This window comes from Pseudoalteromonas phenolica (genome assembly GCF_005886345.1).
Taxonomy (GTDB): domain Bacteria; phylum Pseudomonadota; class Gammaproteobacteria; order Enterobacterales; family Alteromonadaceae; genus Pseudoalteromonas; species Pseudoalteromonas phenolica_A.
Map to the genome: position 1 here is coordinate 37,116 of NZ_PNEC01000008.1, position 12,861 is coordinate 49,976.

Annotated in this window: 13 protein-coding genes; all 13 read right to left on the bottom strand. The window is 43.0% G+C overall.

Going from position 1 to position 12,861, the window contains the following annotated elements:
* Window positions 1–22 precede the first annotated feature (22 nt).
* The 13 genes from CWB72_RS04145 to CWB72_RS04205 all read right to left on the bottom strand — a co-directional run bounded on the left by CWB72_RS04145 (window position 23) and on the right by CWB72_RS04205 (window position 12,848).
* Window positions 23–508 (bottom strand): phosphatidylglycerophosphatase A family protein, encoded by a 486-nt coding sequence (locus tag CWB72_RS04145; RefSeq protein ID WP_130254963.1) that lies wholly within the window; start codon window positions 506–508, stop codon window positions 23–25.
* 8 nt (window positions 509–516) lie between these two features.
* Window positions 517–1,479, bottom strand: coding sequence for a thiamine-phosphate kinase (gene thiL / locus CWB72_RS04150; protein WP_138629468.1), 963 nt, complete (start codon window positions 1,477–1,479; stop codon window positions 517–519).
* A 44-nt stretch (window positions 1,480–1,523) separates the two neighbouring features.
* Complete coding sequence (gene nusB / locus CWB72_RS04155; RefSeq protein ID WP_058030845.1) at window positions 1,524–1,934, bottom strand: transcription antitermination factor NusB; 411 nt, start codon at window positions 1,932–1,934, stop codon at window positions 1,524–1,526.
* Window positions 1,935–1,945: 11 nt separating this feature from the next.
* Entirely contained in the window at window positions 1,946–2,410 is a 465-nt protein-coding gene (gene ribH / locus CWB72_RS04160; RefSeq protein WP_138480280.1) for a 6,7-dimethyl-8-ribityllumazine synthase, read from the bottom strand.
* Between the two features lie 153 nt (window positions 2,411–2,563).
* Window positions 2,564–3,676, bottom strand: coding sequence for a bifunctional 3,4-dihydroxy-2-butanone-4-phosphate synthase/GTP cyclohydrolase II (gene ribBA / locus CWB72_RS04165; RefSeq protein ID WP_138629470.1), 1,113 nt, complete (start codon window positions 3,674–3,676; stop codon window positions 2,564–2,566).
* A gap of 23 nt (window positions 3,677–3,699) precedes the next feature.
* Window positions 3,700–4,356: a riboflavin synthase gene (locus CWB72_RS04170; RefSeq protein ID WP_138629472.1), complete on the bottom strand. Its 657-nt coding sequence runs from the start codon at window positions 4,354–4,356 to the stop codon at window positions 3,700–3,702.
* A gap of 5 nt (window positions 4,357–4,361) precedes the next feature.
* Window positions 4,362–5,480: a bifunctional diaminohydroxyphosphoribosylaminopyrimidine deaminase/5-amino-6-(5-phosphoribosylamino)uracil reductase RibD gene (gene ribD / locus CWB72_RS04175; protein ID WP_138629474.1), complete on the bottom strand. Its 1,119-nt coding sequence runs from the start codon at window positions 5,478–5,480 to the stop codon at window positions 4,362–4,364.
* Window positions 5,480–5,929 carry a transcriptional regulator NrdR gene (nrdR, locus tag CWB72_RS04180; RefSeq protein ID WP_058030850.1) on the bottom strand — a complete coding sequence of 150 codons (450 nt, stop codon included), beginning with the start codon at window positions 5,927–5,929 and terminating at the stop codon, window positions 5,480–5,482. Before nrdR ends, ribD begins: the two co-directional genes overlap by 1 nt.
* Before the next feature lie 83 nt (window positions 5,930–6,012).
* Window positions 6,013–7,269 (bottom strand): serine hydroxymethyltransferase, encoded by a 1,257-nt coding sequence (glyA, locus tag CWB72_RS04185; RefSeq protein WP_138629476.1) that lies wholly within the window; start codon window positions 7,267–7,269, stop codon window positions 6,013–6,015.
* Window positions 7,270–7,522: 253 nt separating this feature from the next.
* On the bottom strand, window positions 7,523–8,806 hold the full coding sequence (thrC, locus tag CWB72_RS04190; protein WP_138629478.1) for a threonine synthase: 1,284 nt from the start codon (window positions 8,804–8,806) through the stop codon (window positions 7,523–7,525).
* 3 nt (window positions 8,807–8,809) lie between these two features.
* The gene (thrB, locus tag CWB72_RS04195; protein ID WP_138629480.1) at window positions 8,810–9,748 is read right to left on the bottom strand and encodes a homoserine kinase; all 939 of its coding nucleotides are present in this window, start codon (window positions 9,746–9,748) and stop codon (window positions 8,810–8,812) included.
* 9 nt (window positions 9,749–9,757) lie between these two features.
* On the bottom strand, window positions 9,758–12,172 hold the full coding sequence (thrA, locus tag CWB72_RS04200; RefSeq protein WP_138629482.1) for a bifunctional aspartate kinase/homoserine dehydrogenase I: 2,415 nt from the start codon (window positions 12,170–12,172) through the stop codon (window positions 9,758–9,760).
* A gap of 310 nt (window positions 12,173–12,482) precedes the next feature.
* Window positions 12,483–12,848 (bottom strand): response regulator, encoded by a 366-nt coding sequence (locus tag CWB72_RS04205; protein WP_138566955.1) that lies wholly within the window; start codon window positions 12,846–12,848, stop codon window positions 12,483–12,485.
* Window positions 12,849–12,861 lie beyond the last annotated feature (13 nt).

Genomic DNA, 12,861 nt, shown 5'->3' on the forward strand with positions numbered 1-12,861 from the left:
TACACTCACAATCTTTTATTGATTAAGCTACTAAGAACCCAGTTTTAAACAAAGCTTGTACACAAATCAACGAAAAAATACCCGCTAAAATGTCATCAGCCATGATCCCGAAGCCACCATGCAGCTTTTTGTCTAACATTCTAATGGGGCCTGGTTTGGCAATATCGAAAAATCTGAATAATATAAAGCCAACTAAAAGTGCTTTCCAAGATAATGCTGCGCCTATCATGGTAATGTAAAAACCAGCCACTTCATCCCAAACAATTGCAGGATGATCATGAACTTGAACATCTTTAGCCGTTTGTCCGCAAACCCAAATACCGAATACACTGATCACAACTGCAAAAACACATTGCAGCCATAATGGATAACTTGCTGTAATGAAAATAAGTGGTAATGCACCTAAAGTACCAAATGTACCCGGGGCAAATGGGGCAAGTCCTAAACCAAAACCCAAACCAAAAAATTGATGGGGTTTACGAATATCAAATTTGTACTGCTTAGCCAAACCGACTCCTAACTAAAATGTTCAAAGCCAGTTGCGGGAAATGGCCAAGGTTTATCTTTATAAAGTAGCGATACATCGCCTGCATTTGCGTTAATTTGCCCGATACAGGTTGGTGTCACACCATATTCTGCCAAGCGCTTTTCTACTGCTACTCTATTACTATCAGGCACAGTAAACAACAACTGATAATCATCGCCATAGGCCATTGCCAGCATTAAACGTACTTCTTCATCTGGTAAATTTTTCAGCGCTGTTGAAAGCGGCACTTTATCAGCATGGATTGTCGCACCAACACCTGAGTGGGTCAGAATATGATTCAAATCAGCCAGCAAACCGTCAGAAATATCAATGGCTGAATTCGCCAAACCACGTAAAACCTGGCCTGCTGCAACTTGGGGGGCTGGATAATCAAACTTTTTCTGAGCATAACTGCGGTCTTCATCACTGAGATCCCACCCTTGTTTACGTGCTTCGATTGCCAAAGCAGCATCTCCAAGGTCGCCAGTCACATATAACCAATCACCTACTTTAGCACCACTTCGCGTCAACGCTTTGCCTTTTGGCACAATGCCTTTAGCGCACACAGTAATCGTTAATGGACCTTGTGTGGTGTCACCACCAATCAGTTGCACGTTATAGTATTCGGCAATATCGTGCATACCTTCTGTGAACTGTTCCAGCCAAGTTTCATCAACATTAGGTAGCGTCAATCCGATGGATATCCAAGCAGGCTCTGCCCCCATTGCAGCTAAATCACTTAAGTTTACCGCTAAAATTCGGTGTCCTAAGGCTTTAGGAGAAATATCAGAAAAGAAATGGACGCCTTCAACCAGCGTATCTGTGGTGACCGCTAATTGGCAGCCTTCGGGGATAGTAACTAGGGCGCAATCATCACCTATGCCTAAGTCTACATCACGTCGAGTAATGCCACGGCCGGTGAAAAATCGATTGATTAACTCAAATTCCTTCATACATAAAAAAGCCGGCCTAAGCCGGCTCTCCAAATTGTTTGCCTTTATTTGCGAACTGCTTTAACTGCTTTGTCTAAAACACCGTTCACAAACTTATGGCTGTCTTCTGCACCAAAGATTTTCGCAAGCTCAATGCCTTCATTGATTGCTACTTTGTAAGGTACATCTTCACGGAACTTAAGTTCGTATGCACTTAAGCGTAATACTGCACGCTCAACTTCATCTAAGTCTTCAAACGGGCGAGAAAGATGTGGCTTAACAAGCTCATCTAATTGTTTTACGTTTACTGCAACACCGCGAGCAAGATCTTTAAAGTATTCTACGTCTACTTTAGATACATCATTCTCGATCAACATTTGTTGCTCAATATCGGCAATCGGGTTGCCACTTAATTGCCAAGAGTATACGGCTTGAAGCGCTAATATACGTGCTTTACGTCTTGCTGCTGGTTTCACTGAGGATCCTCTTAAATTTGCTCTAGCACGTTCACCATTTCTAGTGCACCAAGGGCTGCTTCGCCGCCTTTGTTGCCCATTTTAGTGCCCGCACGTTCAATGGCTTGCTCAATGCTTTCCGTGGTTAATACACCAAATGCTACCGGAATATCATAGTCTAATGAAACGCTTGCAAGTCCTTTGTTTGACTCGTTAGCAACTAGGTCGAAATGTGGAGTACCACCACGGATGATAACGCCTAATGCAATGATTGCATCGTGCTCTTTTTTCATCGCTAAACGCTTAGCTGCTAATGGTAACTCAACGGCACCTGGTACATATACCACAGTGATGTCTTCTTCTTTAACACCACCAACACGCTTTAGCTCGTCAACAGCACCTTCAAGTAAGCTACTACCGATAAAATCATTAAAACGTGAAATAACAATGGCAAATTTTTTGCCAGGAGCGTATTTGTTACCTTCAATAATCTTCATTAGATGGTCCTAATCTTCTTAATGTTTCGTACTTTGCAATCAAAGTGCGCCGAATACGCAATAAGCAATTGCCAAATTGGCGCGCATAATAGCACAGTTTTGGTTAACCCCAAATAACAAAACCCGCTGTCATCAACGGGCTTTTTCATTCAATTATTTAGGCTCTACGTATTCAATGACTTCTAGGTGGAAACCTGAAAGTGCATGATATTTTTTCGGCATACTCATTAGGCGCATTTTTTGAATACCTAAATCAGCTAAAATCTGCGAGCCAACACCAACGGTACGAGATGTACCTTGGAATTTACGCTGATTCACAGTTTCGCCCGCATCTTGCGCAGCAAATGCTTTTACCATGTGCTCGATGTCTTCAGTTTGTTCCTGTTTACCTAGAATAACTAGCACACCGTTATTTTCGCTGATGTGCTTCATCGCACCATGCAAGCTCCAGCTACGATCAGCGCCTCTGTCTGATAGTAAGACATCATTAAAGGTGCTTTGTAAGTGAACACGAACTAGCGTTGCATCACTTTCTGAAACTTCACCTTTGAGTAAAGCATAATGAAGCTGGTTATCAATGGTGTCTTTGTAAGTGACTAAGTCGAACTCACCATACTCAGTTGGCAATTTACACTGCGCAACTTTTTCGATAGTTGTTTCGTTTAAATTACGATATTCAATTAGGTCAGCGATAGTACCAATTTTTAAACCATGCTCTTTGGCAAACACTTCTAACTGAGGACGACGCGCCATAGTACCGTCTGGGTTTAAGATCTCAACAATGACTGAAGCGGGTTCTAAACCAGCTAAACGCGCTAAATCACAGCCTGCTTCTGTATGACCAGCACGAGTTAATACCCCACCAGGTTGTGCCATAATTGGGAAAATATGACCTGGCTGCACGATGTCTGTTGGCACTGCACCTTTAGCCACTGCTGCCTGTACTGTACGAGCACGATCAGCGGCAGAAATGCCAGTAGTGACGCCTTTTGCCGCCTCGATAGACATTGTGAAGTTAGTTGAGAATTGCGCGCCGTTATTTCTCACCATTAATGGTAAATCAATTTGCTGACAACGCTCTTGAGTCATAGTTAAACAAATTAAACCACGGCCGTGGGTTGCCATGAAGTTTATGGCGTCCGCTGAAATATGCTCGGCTGCGATGATTAAGTCACCTTCATTTTCTCGGTCTTCATCATCCATCAAGATAACCATTTTACCGGCTTTAATGTCTTCGATGATCTCTTGTGCGCTGTTCAAGTTCATAATTTACCTGTTTAATTAATTCGCTACTTAATAAAGCCTGCGTTTGCCAATAAGTTCATTGTGAGAGTAGAGCTTGGTGCAGGTTCTTGAGCTCCAAGTACTAGGCGTTCCAAATAACGTGCAATTTGATCCACTTCTAAGTTAATTTTACTGCCCACTTTAAATTCAGCAATGGTTGTCTCTTGTGCTGTATGCGGCACAATTGTCAGCTTAAACTGACAATCTTTAATTTCATTTACAGTTAAGCTGATACCATCAATGGCTACTGAACCTTTGTATGGAATATATTTCATCAGTTCACTGGGCGCTTCTAACCAATATTCGGTTGCACGGGCATTGGGTGAAATCGCCACGACTGTCGCAATGCCATCAATGTGACCTGAGACTAAGTGGCCGCCTAATCGTGAAACAGGCTGTAATGCTTTTTCTAAATTAACTGTTTGCCCTAGCTTATATTGAGCAAATTGCGTCAATTTCAAGGTCTCATTTGAAACATCGGCACGAAAACCATCAGAAAATTTTTCAACAACCGTTAAACACACGCCATTTGTAGCAATGCTATCGCCTAACTGTACATCGCCTATGTCTAAATTTGGGCTACTTACACGAACCGTTAGGTCGCCTTGATTTTGTTTCAACTCAGTCAACTTACCGGTTGCTTCAATGATACCTGTAAACATAAAACTTAACCTTTTTGCGCTACTTTACGTGCTGTTAAACGAATATCATCGCCAATTTGCTTAATATCGTGCCATTGTAGGCTCTGTACATCTGCCATCTGCGTCAACTCTGACACGTTAAATAAACCTCGCGCGTCTTGACCCATGATTTTAGGTGCTAAATAAAGAATATAATTATCGATAAGATTTAATTCGTGAAACTTACCCGCAAGCGTCGCGCCAGCTTCAACGAATACACTGTTGATACCATGCGCAGTTAATTGCATTAACGCTTTTTTGATATCAACCTTACCATTCATAGAGTCAACCACCAGCTCTGTGACATGTTCAGGCCATTGGTGTGTTGTGTCTGCTTTTGTTCTTAGAATTATAATAGGACTATTAATTGAGAATAATGCTAAGTCTGGAGACAAACGGTTTTGAGAATCAATGATCACTCGAATAGGCTGGCGAACTGACAACCCTTCCGCAAGCTTAAGCTGCTCTACTGAAAGTCGTACATTTAATTTGGCATCATCAAACAGCACAGTATCAGCACCCGATAACACGGCACAGTGCTCAGCACGTAACAACTGTACATCTTGACGGGCTGCACTTGAGGTGATCCACTTACTCTCACCATTTTTTAATGCGGTTTTGCCATCTAGACTCGCAGCCAATTTACAACTTATATAAGGTAAGCCCGTTTCCATTCGAGTTAGAAAACCTGGGTTCAGTGCTCTTGATTCTTGCTCAAATAAACTTGATGCGGTTTCAATGCCTGCTTCTTCTAACATACGTAAGCCGCGACCTGCAACTTCTGGGTTAGGATCGACCATGGCGGCAACAACGCGGCTAACTCCAGCATCGATTAGACCTTTTGCGCAGGGCGGGGTTCTACCATAATGGCTACATGGCTCCAAGGTAACATAAGCGGTTGCGCCTCTTGCCTTGTCCCCAGCCATCTTTAATGCGTGTACTTCGGCATGACTTTCACCCGCTTTTTGGTGATAACCCTGACCTACTATATCGCCGTCTTTTACGATGACACAGCCCACATTAGGGTTAGGTGAAGTGGTAAAACGACCTTTAGCAGCAAGCGCGATGGCCTGCTGCATAAATTCTTTATCTTGCTCGCTAAACATCAATCTCCAAGCCTCGCGATTTCCTCGCCAAACTCTCTAATATCTTCAAATGAGCGGTATACGGATGCAAAGCGGACATAGGCCACTTTATCGAGCTTTTTCAGCGCTTCCATAATGCATTCACCAATCATATGGCTTGCCACTTCACGCTCACCCGTAGCGCGAATTTGCGATTTAATTTGATGTACGACTTCTTCAATTTGCTCAGTACTCACTGGGCGTTTCTCTAACGCGCGGTGCAGACCATTTAATAGTTTGTCTTCATTGAATGGCTCTCGAGAACCATCTTGTTTAATTACCCGCGGCATGACTAATTCGGCACCTTCAAACGTCGTAAAGCGCTCATGACATAACACACACTCTCTACGGCGACGGACTTGATGGCCTGAGCCGACTAAACGGGAATCAATGACTTTTGTTTCTTTAGCGGTGCAAAATGGACAATGCATAGATAATCACTTGTGAAAAAATATAAAAAAGGCCGCAAATGCGGCCTTAATCATAACAAAATTCTTTGATTTTGTGAGCGAAATTACGCGTAAACTGGTAATTTAGCGCAGATAGCTTTTACTTTCTCTTTTACTTCTGCTTGTACTGACTCATCGTTGATGTTGTCTAGTACGTCACAGATCCAACCAGCAAGCTCTGCTGACTCAGCTTCTTTGAAGCCACGACGCGTGATAGCTGGAGAACCAATACGAAGACCAGACGTTACAAACGGTGAGCGTGGGTCGTTTGGTACTGAGTTTTTGTTCACAGTGATGTTAGCACGACCAAGTGCCGCATCAGCATCTTTACCTGTGATGACTTTGTCGATTAGGTCTAATAAGAATAAGTGGTTGTCTGTTTTACCAGAAACAACTTTATAGCCACGCTCTTGTAGAACAGCAACCATTGCCTGTGCATTCTTAACAACTTGCTCTTGGTAAGTTTTGAATTCTGGCTGTAATGCTTCTTTGAAAGCAACCGCTTTACCAGCGATAACGTGGCATAGAGGACCACCTTGACCACCTGGGAATACTGCGCTGTTTAGCTTCTTGTAGATGTCTTCATCATCACAAGCTGAGATGATAAGACCACCACGAGGACCCGCAAGCGTTTTGTGCGTCGTCGTAGTTACAACGTGTGCATGTGGTACAGGGCTTGGGTAAACACCTGCAGCAACAAGACCTGCAACGTGTGCCATATCAACTAATAGGTAAGCACCTACTTTGTCAGCGATTTCACGGAATTTAGCCCAGTCAACGATACCTGAGTATGCTGAGAAACCACCGATGATCATTTTTGGCTTGTGCTCAAGTGCTAACGCTTCAACCTGTGCGTAATCAATCTCACCCGTTTCTTCGTTTAGACCGTACTGGATAGCGTTGTACGTTTTACCAGAGAAGTTTACGTGAGAACCATGTGTTAAGTGACCACCGTGCGCAAGGCTCATACCTAATACAGTGTCGTGTGGCTGAAGAAGCGCTTGGAATACTGCCGCGTTTGCTTGTGAACCAGCATGTGGTTGTACGTTTGCATAAGTAGAACCGAAAAGCTCGTTAGCACGGTCAATAGCCAGTTGCTCAACAACGTCAACGTGCTCACAACCACCGTAGTAACGCTTACCTGGGTAACCTTCAGCATATTTGTTAGTTAATTGAGAACCCTGAGCTTCTAAAACACGTGGGCTACAGTAGTTTTCAGAAGCGATAAGCTCGATGTGCTCTTCTTGACGAGTCGTTTCAAGTGCAATCGCATTTGCTAATTCAGGATCAAAATCTGCAATGTTCATGTTACGTTCTAACATGGGGTCTCCTAGGTACACGTTTAGGGTAGTAAAAGCTGTATTGTACGCAGTTATGCGTCTGATGCCTATAATTTCGGCTTGAGCATATTTAAACAGGGATTGAAATTATTTCACAGTGTTTATGTAATGATATTTTTTTATTTAAACATTAAAAAAACAAATAAATAAGAAGGGAATAAATAAGCGTTATTTATATAGGGTGAGTTTGGTAAACTTTTTAAGTCTACAAAGGCTCACCCTTAGCGATTAATAATTACAGTAATTTAGCAAAAACGGCCGCTTTTAATTGTGTATAATCGGCTTGCATAGGCTCAGCTAAACACTTTTTATCTAAGGCATCTTGCAGCACGCTAGGCATTGCAACCTCTTGCTCAAGTACCTCTTCTACTGAAGATTTAAACTTTGCAGGGTGAGCCGTAGCCAAACAGATCCCCACAGCATCCTCCGCTTTATCTAAAGTCAGACCTTCAAGTGCAATGGCGGTATGCGGTTCCATCACGTAACCCGTTGCAGCAATCTCTTTCATTACCGCTTGCGTGCGACTTTCTGAGACGCCTCTTGAATAAAACTCATGTTTATCGAAATCACCGCGTTCTAGCATTGTCTCAACGCGAGGCCAGTTATTAGGTTTACTCACATCCATTGCATTTGATAACGACTCTAATGTGGCATTTGGCGACCACTCACCCGACGCCATATAACGAGGTACAGTGTCATTTTGATTAGTAGTTGCAGACAAGTTTGCAATAGGTAAGCCCAGCGCTGCTGCTATCATAGCTGCACACACATTACCAAAGTTACCACTTGGTACAGAAACATGCACTTTACCTCTTTGCTCTGCAGGTAATTGAGCAACTGCTTCAAAGTAATAACACACTTGTGCAACTAGACGGCTGATATTGATAGAGTTGGCGGAGTTTAAACCCAGCTTTTCTTTCATTTCATCATCTAAGAACGCCTGCTTAACCAATGCTTGGCAATCATCGAAGCTGCCTGCAACGGCGTAACAGTGAATATTTCCACCTAAAGTCGTGAATAGCTTTTGTTGAGCGAGCGAGATCTTGCCTTCTGGATAAAGTATAACTACATCAACATTTGGCTTGTTATAAAAAGCATGTGCTACCGCTGCACCTGTGTCACCACTGGTCGCAGTTAAAATTGTGACTCGCTCACCTTGATTAAATAAACCAATACATTCAGCCATAAAGCGTCCGCCAAAATCTTTAAACGCCAAGGTTGGACCATGGAACAATTCTAAGCAATATTGCTTATCGCCAATTTGCTTAAGCGGCGCCGGAAAATTAAAAGCACGCGCGACCATCTCGGCTAACGTATCTTTTGGTAGTTCATCACCAATTAAGTGGCTCAATACTTCGACACTTCTTTCAACAAATGGCTTTGCAAGTAAAGCATCGATATTTTCTAATTTGCTCAGTTGCTCTGGAAAAAATACCCCTTGGTTACGACCAAGACCTGTTTTAACAGCGGTTGTGAAAGACACTTGCTGCGTGACATCTTTTAAGTTTACAAGTTGCATTGATTATTCTCCTTGTGAAATGGCACGCGTGCCTTGTTGGTCTAGCTTACAAATATGGCTAAAACCGTGTTCATTAATGTAGTGTTCGTTTAACCAAGCTTGACACTGCTCTGCCGCTTGTTTTGTTTTACAAATAGTAAAGAGTGTGGGACCTGCACCTGAAATACTTACCAGCTCAGCGCCAAGTTCAGATAGCGCTGTTTTAGCTTGTGCAAACCCAGCGATTAAAGCGTGTCGATACGGCTCTGCCATATCATCTTTCATCAGAGAGAGCGCTAAATCGAATTGCTCAGTTTGCATCAGAAGGCAAAAGCTCGACAAACGCTGCGCAAATTCAATGGCTTCTGAGGTGCTTCTTTGCTTTGGCAGTACTGCACGTGCTTTTGCTGTATTTAACGCAAAGCCCGGGTATGCCGCGACATAGTACCACTCAGAGTTAACAGGCACAGATAAGGCTTTGTTAGGCACAAGATCAGCGGTCAATTGTAAACCGCCTAAATAACAAGGTGTGATGTTGTCATAGTGACGAGCGCCGCTCACCTTAGCTTCAAAATCTGCCATTAATTCAATCAGCTCGATTTGACTAAGATTCGTTTTTGCAAACTCATTCAAAGCAGCAAAAGTTGCCACTACAGAGCAGGCGCTCGAACCTAGACCTGAACCAATTGGTAACCGCTTCTCAAGCTCGAGATAGACCGCCGGCATACTAGGTGCAACATGTTCACGAAAGTGCACTAAGCACTGATAGGCCAAGTTTTCGTGGGCCTCCCCCGGTAATTTATCGGCATAAGGACCAGAGCAAATAAACGTGTCTTGCTCTGCCGCTTTAACATTCACTACATCACCCAGTAGCTCACCGTTTATTGGCGCAAGCGCAGCGCCTAAAGAGTCAAAGCCAACACAAAAGTTGCCGATAGACGCGGGTGCATAAAAACTGATCATAACGTCTCCTTAACGCGACTGTGTTTTTAAGATATCTGCAAATACACCCGCCGATGTCACCTCAGCACCCGCGCCATATCCGCGAATAACAAATGGGCGTGGTTGATAGTATTGACTTAAAATTGCCAAAGCATTTTCACCATCACGAATATCATAAAGTGCATGCTGCTTATCAACCGCTTCTATACCCACTTTACATTTACCGTTTTCGATGCTACCGACATAGCGCAACACCTTGGCTTCACTCGCAGCACTTTGAATCTTGTCAGCAAATGGCGCATCAAGTTCAGGTAGCTTAGCCATAAACTCATCAACACTTGTACCTGGCGCAAATGACTCAGGAACAACCGCTTCAACTTCAATATCAGATAACTCTAATTCAAGGCCTGATTCACGGGCGATGATCAAAAGCTTACGCGCGACATCTGTTCCTGATAAATCATCTCGCGGATCGGGTTCTGTAAAGCCATTCGCTTTCGCCTTTGCAGTCGCTTCTGACAAACTTAAGCCATCTTCAAGTACACCAAACATGTATGAGAGTGAACCAGAAAGAATACCGTTAAATGACAATAACTCGTCTCCGGCACCAAAAAGTAGCTGCAAGTTGTCTAGTACCGGCAGACCTGCACCTACATTTGTTTCATATAAGAATTTGCGCTGACGTTTTTGCGCTGAGCTTTTTAAAGACTGATAGTATTCAAAACTACCTGTATTGGCTTTTTTATTTGCAGCAACCACATGGAAACCCGCATCTAAAAAGTCATAATATTGATCTGCTAGTTGTTGTGACGAGCTACAATCCACCAGCACAGGGTTAATAAGGTGATTTTCTCTGACAAACTGCTCTACTTTAGCCAGTTCGAAACCTGATGTTTGTTGCTCCAATTGAGCTTGCCATGCACCAAATTCGATGCCGTTTGCATCTAGTAAAAGCTTTCGTGAATTAGCCACACCATAAAGGTTCAGCTTCACATTGCGCTTTGCCAGCCAATCTTGTTGTTTTTCAAGTTGCTTAACCAGTTCTTGACCGACTAAGCCACAGCCTAATAAAAACACATCAATTGAAGGCACATGAGTGAAGAAGTTTTCGTGACAGACTTTCACTGCGTCATTGCACAGAGCACCATCGACCACCGCAGAAATCGCACTTTCAGTAGAGTCTTGAGCAATGGCTACTATATTAACTTGAGCTTGTGCCAGTGAATCAAAGAACTTAGCAGCAAGTCCTTTATGTGCTCTCATGTTATCACCTACCAAAGTCACTATGGCAAGTTCACGTTGCACTTGTACAGGTTCAATTAATCCAGCTTGCGACTCAAGTTCAAATGCTTGCTCTAGGGCACTTAAAGCTAAATTTAAATCTTCTTCATGCACACAGAAACTAATGCTGAACTCGCACGATGACTGCGTGATCAAAACAATAGAAACATTATCATTGGCAAGCGCACTAAAAACACGTGCAGCCATACCAACTTTGCCTTTCATGCCGGGGCCTGACACCGTCAACATCGCCAAATTCTCTAGCGATGAAATGGCTTTAACAGTTTCGTCGCTCAGGCATTCATTTGAGATCACAGAACCTGGCGCATCAGGATTATGGGTATTTTTAATTTCACATGGCACGCCAACTTTCGCGCACGGTAAGATCGTTTTTGGATGCAAAACTTTAGCGCCAAAATATGACAGCTCCATCGCCTCTTTATAAGATAAGCTATCTACCTTGCTGGCTTTTTTAATAAAACGCGGATCGGCATTATAAACGCCATCAACATCTGTCCAAATTTGACAGACTTCGGCTTTTAAACAGGCAGCAGCTACAGCTGCAGAATAGTCTGAACCATTGCGGCCTAGGGTTGTTAGTTCGCCTTGATTATTTACCCCAGAAAAACCCGGCATAATATAAAAGTCAGCTGGTTGCGACTTTAAAACTTCAGCAAAACGCTGTTCACTCGCGACTAGGTTTACCTCAGCATCAAGATACCCGCCCTGAGTCTCAATACATTGCAATGCTTCTAGGTATGTAGCCCTTTGACCTAGCATGGCAACCATAAGTGCAACACTCACTCGTTCCCCAAAGCTGATCACAAAGGCATTAACTTGCTCTGGGCAATGCTTAAGTAATTTAACCCCTGCTAGCTTATCACTTAGCTCAGCAAAGCTTGGCCAATGAGCGACAACAGAGTCTAACTGCTCGACTTCACGCTTCAAGCTGTCTGCGCGATTCAGCAAAGCCTGCCACTGAACACTGTAGTCAACACCTTGCTCAGCAAGCTTAGCTAACTCAACAAGTTGGTCAGTCATACCGCCTGGGGCCGAAAGCACAACTAAGGCTTGCTCGCCTGCTTGAGACTCGATCAATTGCTTGACCCGTTTGAGACAATCAAAGTCGGCGAGCGAAGAGCCGCCAAATTTTAAAACTCGCATAATTTTTCCTCATTCCAAAAACGAAAAAAGGCCTGTGTTCGTAGTGAACACAGGCCTTTTTCTAATGCGCAACGACCTATGCCACTATCCAGTTAGGATGGTGGTTGTAATAATGGTCGTAATTAAATTCATTGTTTTCATAATTATTAGACTGCCCGAAAATCAGACACCATGCAACCGTCTTTCCATGAAATTATTATGCAAAAAACTCAAGTTTAATTTAAAGAAAGGAAAAATTAGACATTAGTATAACTTTTATAAGTTAAATAGAGAAAACGAGGGAGTAAAAAGACTAGGCTAAAAAAACGAGCTATCTGAGGCCATAAGTGTGTAAGACGTTTAATAAAATATCAGATTTAACTGGTTTTTCTATAAATGAAATTGCACCGAGTTGCTCAACTCGCGCTTTCATTTCTGGTTGAATATCCGCAGATATGACTACAACAAAAGTTTCGATAACTTGAGATTTAACGGCCTGTAAAACTCCTACTCCATCGAGTTCGGGCATCGTTAAATCAAGGCAAAGTAAATCAACTTGGTGGTTACTTAAAACTTCTAATGCTTCAACACCATTTTTTGCTTGCAAGATTGTTGCATCAAACGCGGATGACAAGCAACGAACCACTTGTTTACGGGCAACTACTGAATCATCACAGACCAAAATAGTAAAGCTCATCTTTTAAACTCAT

Coding starts and splice junctions, on each gene's coding strand:
- thiL (WP_138629468.1), bottom strand. CDS start 1,479: ATGAAGGAATTTGAGTTAATCAATCGATTTTTCACCGGCCGTGGCATT.
- ribH (WP_138480280.1), bottom strand. CDS start 2,410: ATGAAGATTATTGAAGGTAACAAATACGCTCCTGGCAAAAAATTTGCC.
- ribBA (WP_138629470.1), bottom strand. CDS start 3,676: ATGAACTTGAACAGCGCACAAGAGATCATCGAAGACATTAAAGCCGGT.
- CWB72_RS04170 (WP_138629472.1), bottom strand. CDS start 4,356: ATGTTTACAGGTATCATTGAAGCAACCGGTAAGTTGACTGAGTTGAAA.
- ribD (WP_138629474.1), bottom strand. CDS start 5,480: ATGTTTAGCGAGCAAGATAAAGAATTTATGCAGCAGGCCATCGCGCTT.
- nrdR (WP_058030850.1), bottom strand. CDS start 5,929: ATGCATTGTCCATTTTGCACCGCTAAAGAAACAAAAGTCATTGATTCC.
- glyA (WP_138629476.1), bottom strand. CDS start 7,269: ATGTTAGAACGTAACATGAACATTGCAGATTTTGATCCTGAATTAGCA.
- thrC (WP_138629478.1), bottom strand. CDS start 8,806: ATGCAACTTGTAAACTTAAAAGATGTCACGCAGCAAGTGTCTTTCACA.
- thrB (WP_138629480.1), bottom strand. CDS start 9,748: ATGATCAGTTTTTATGCACCCGCGTCTATCGGCAACTTTTGTGTTGGC.
- thrA (WP_138629482.1), bottom strand. CDS start 12,172: ATGCGAGTTTTAAAATTTGGCGGCTCTTCGCTCGCCGACTTTGATTGT.
- CWB72_RS04205 (WP_138566955.1), bottom strand. CDS start 12,848: ATGAGCTTTACTATTTTGGTCTGTGATGATTCAGTAGTTGCCCGTAAA.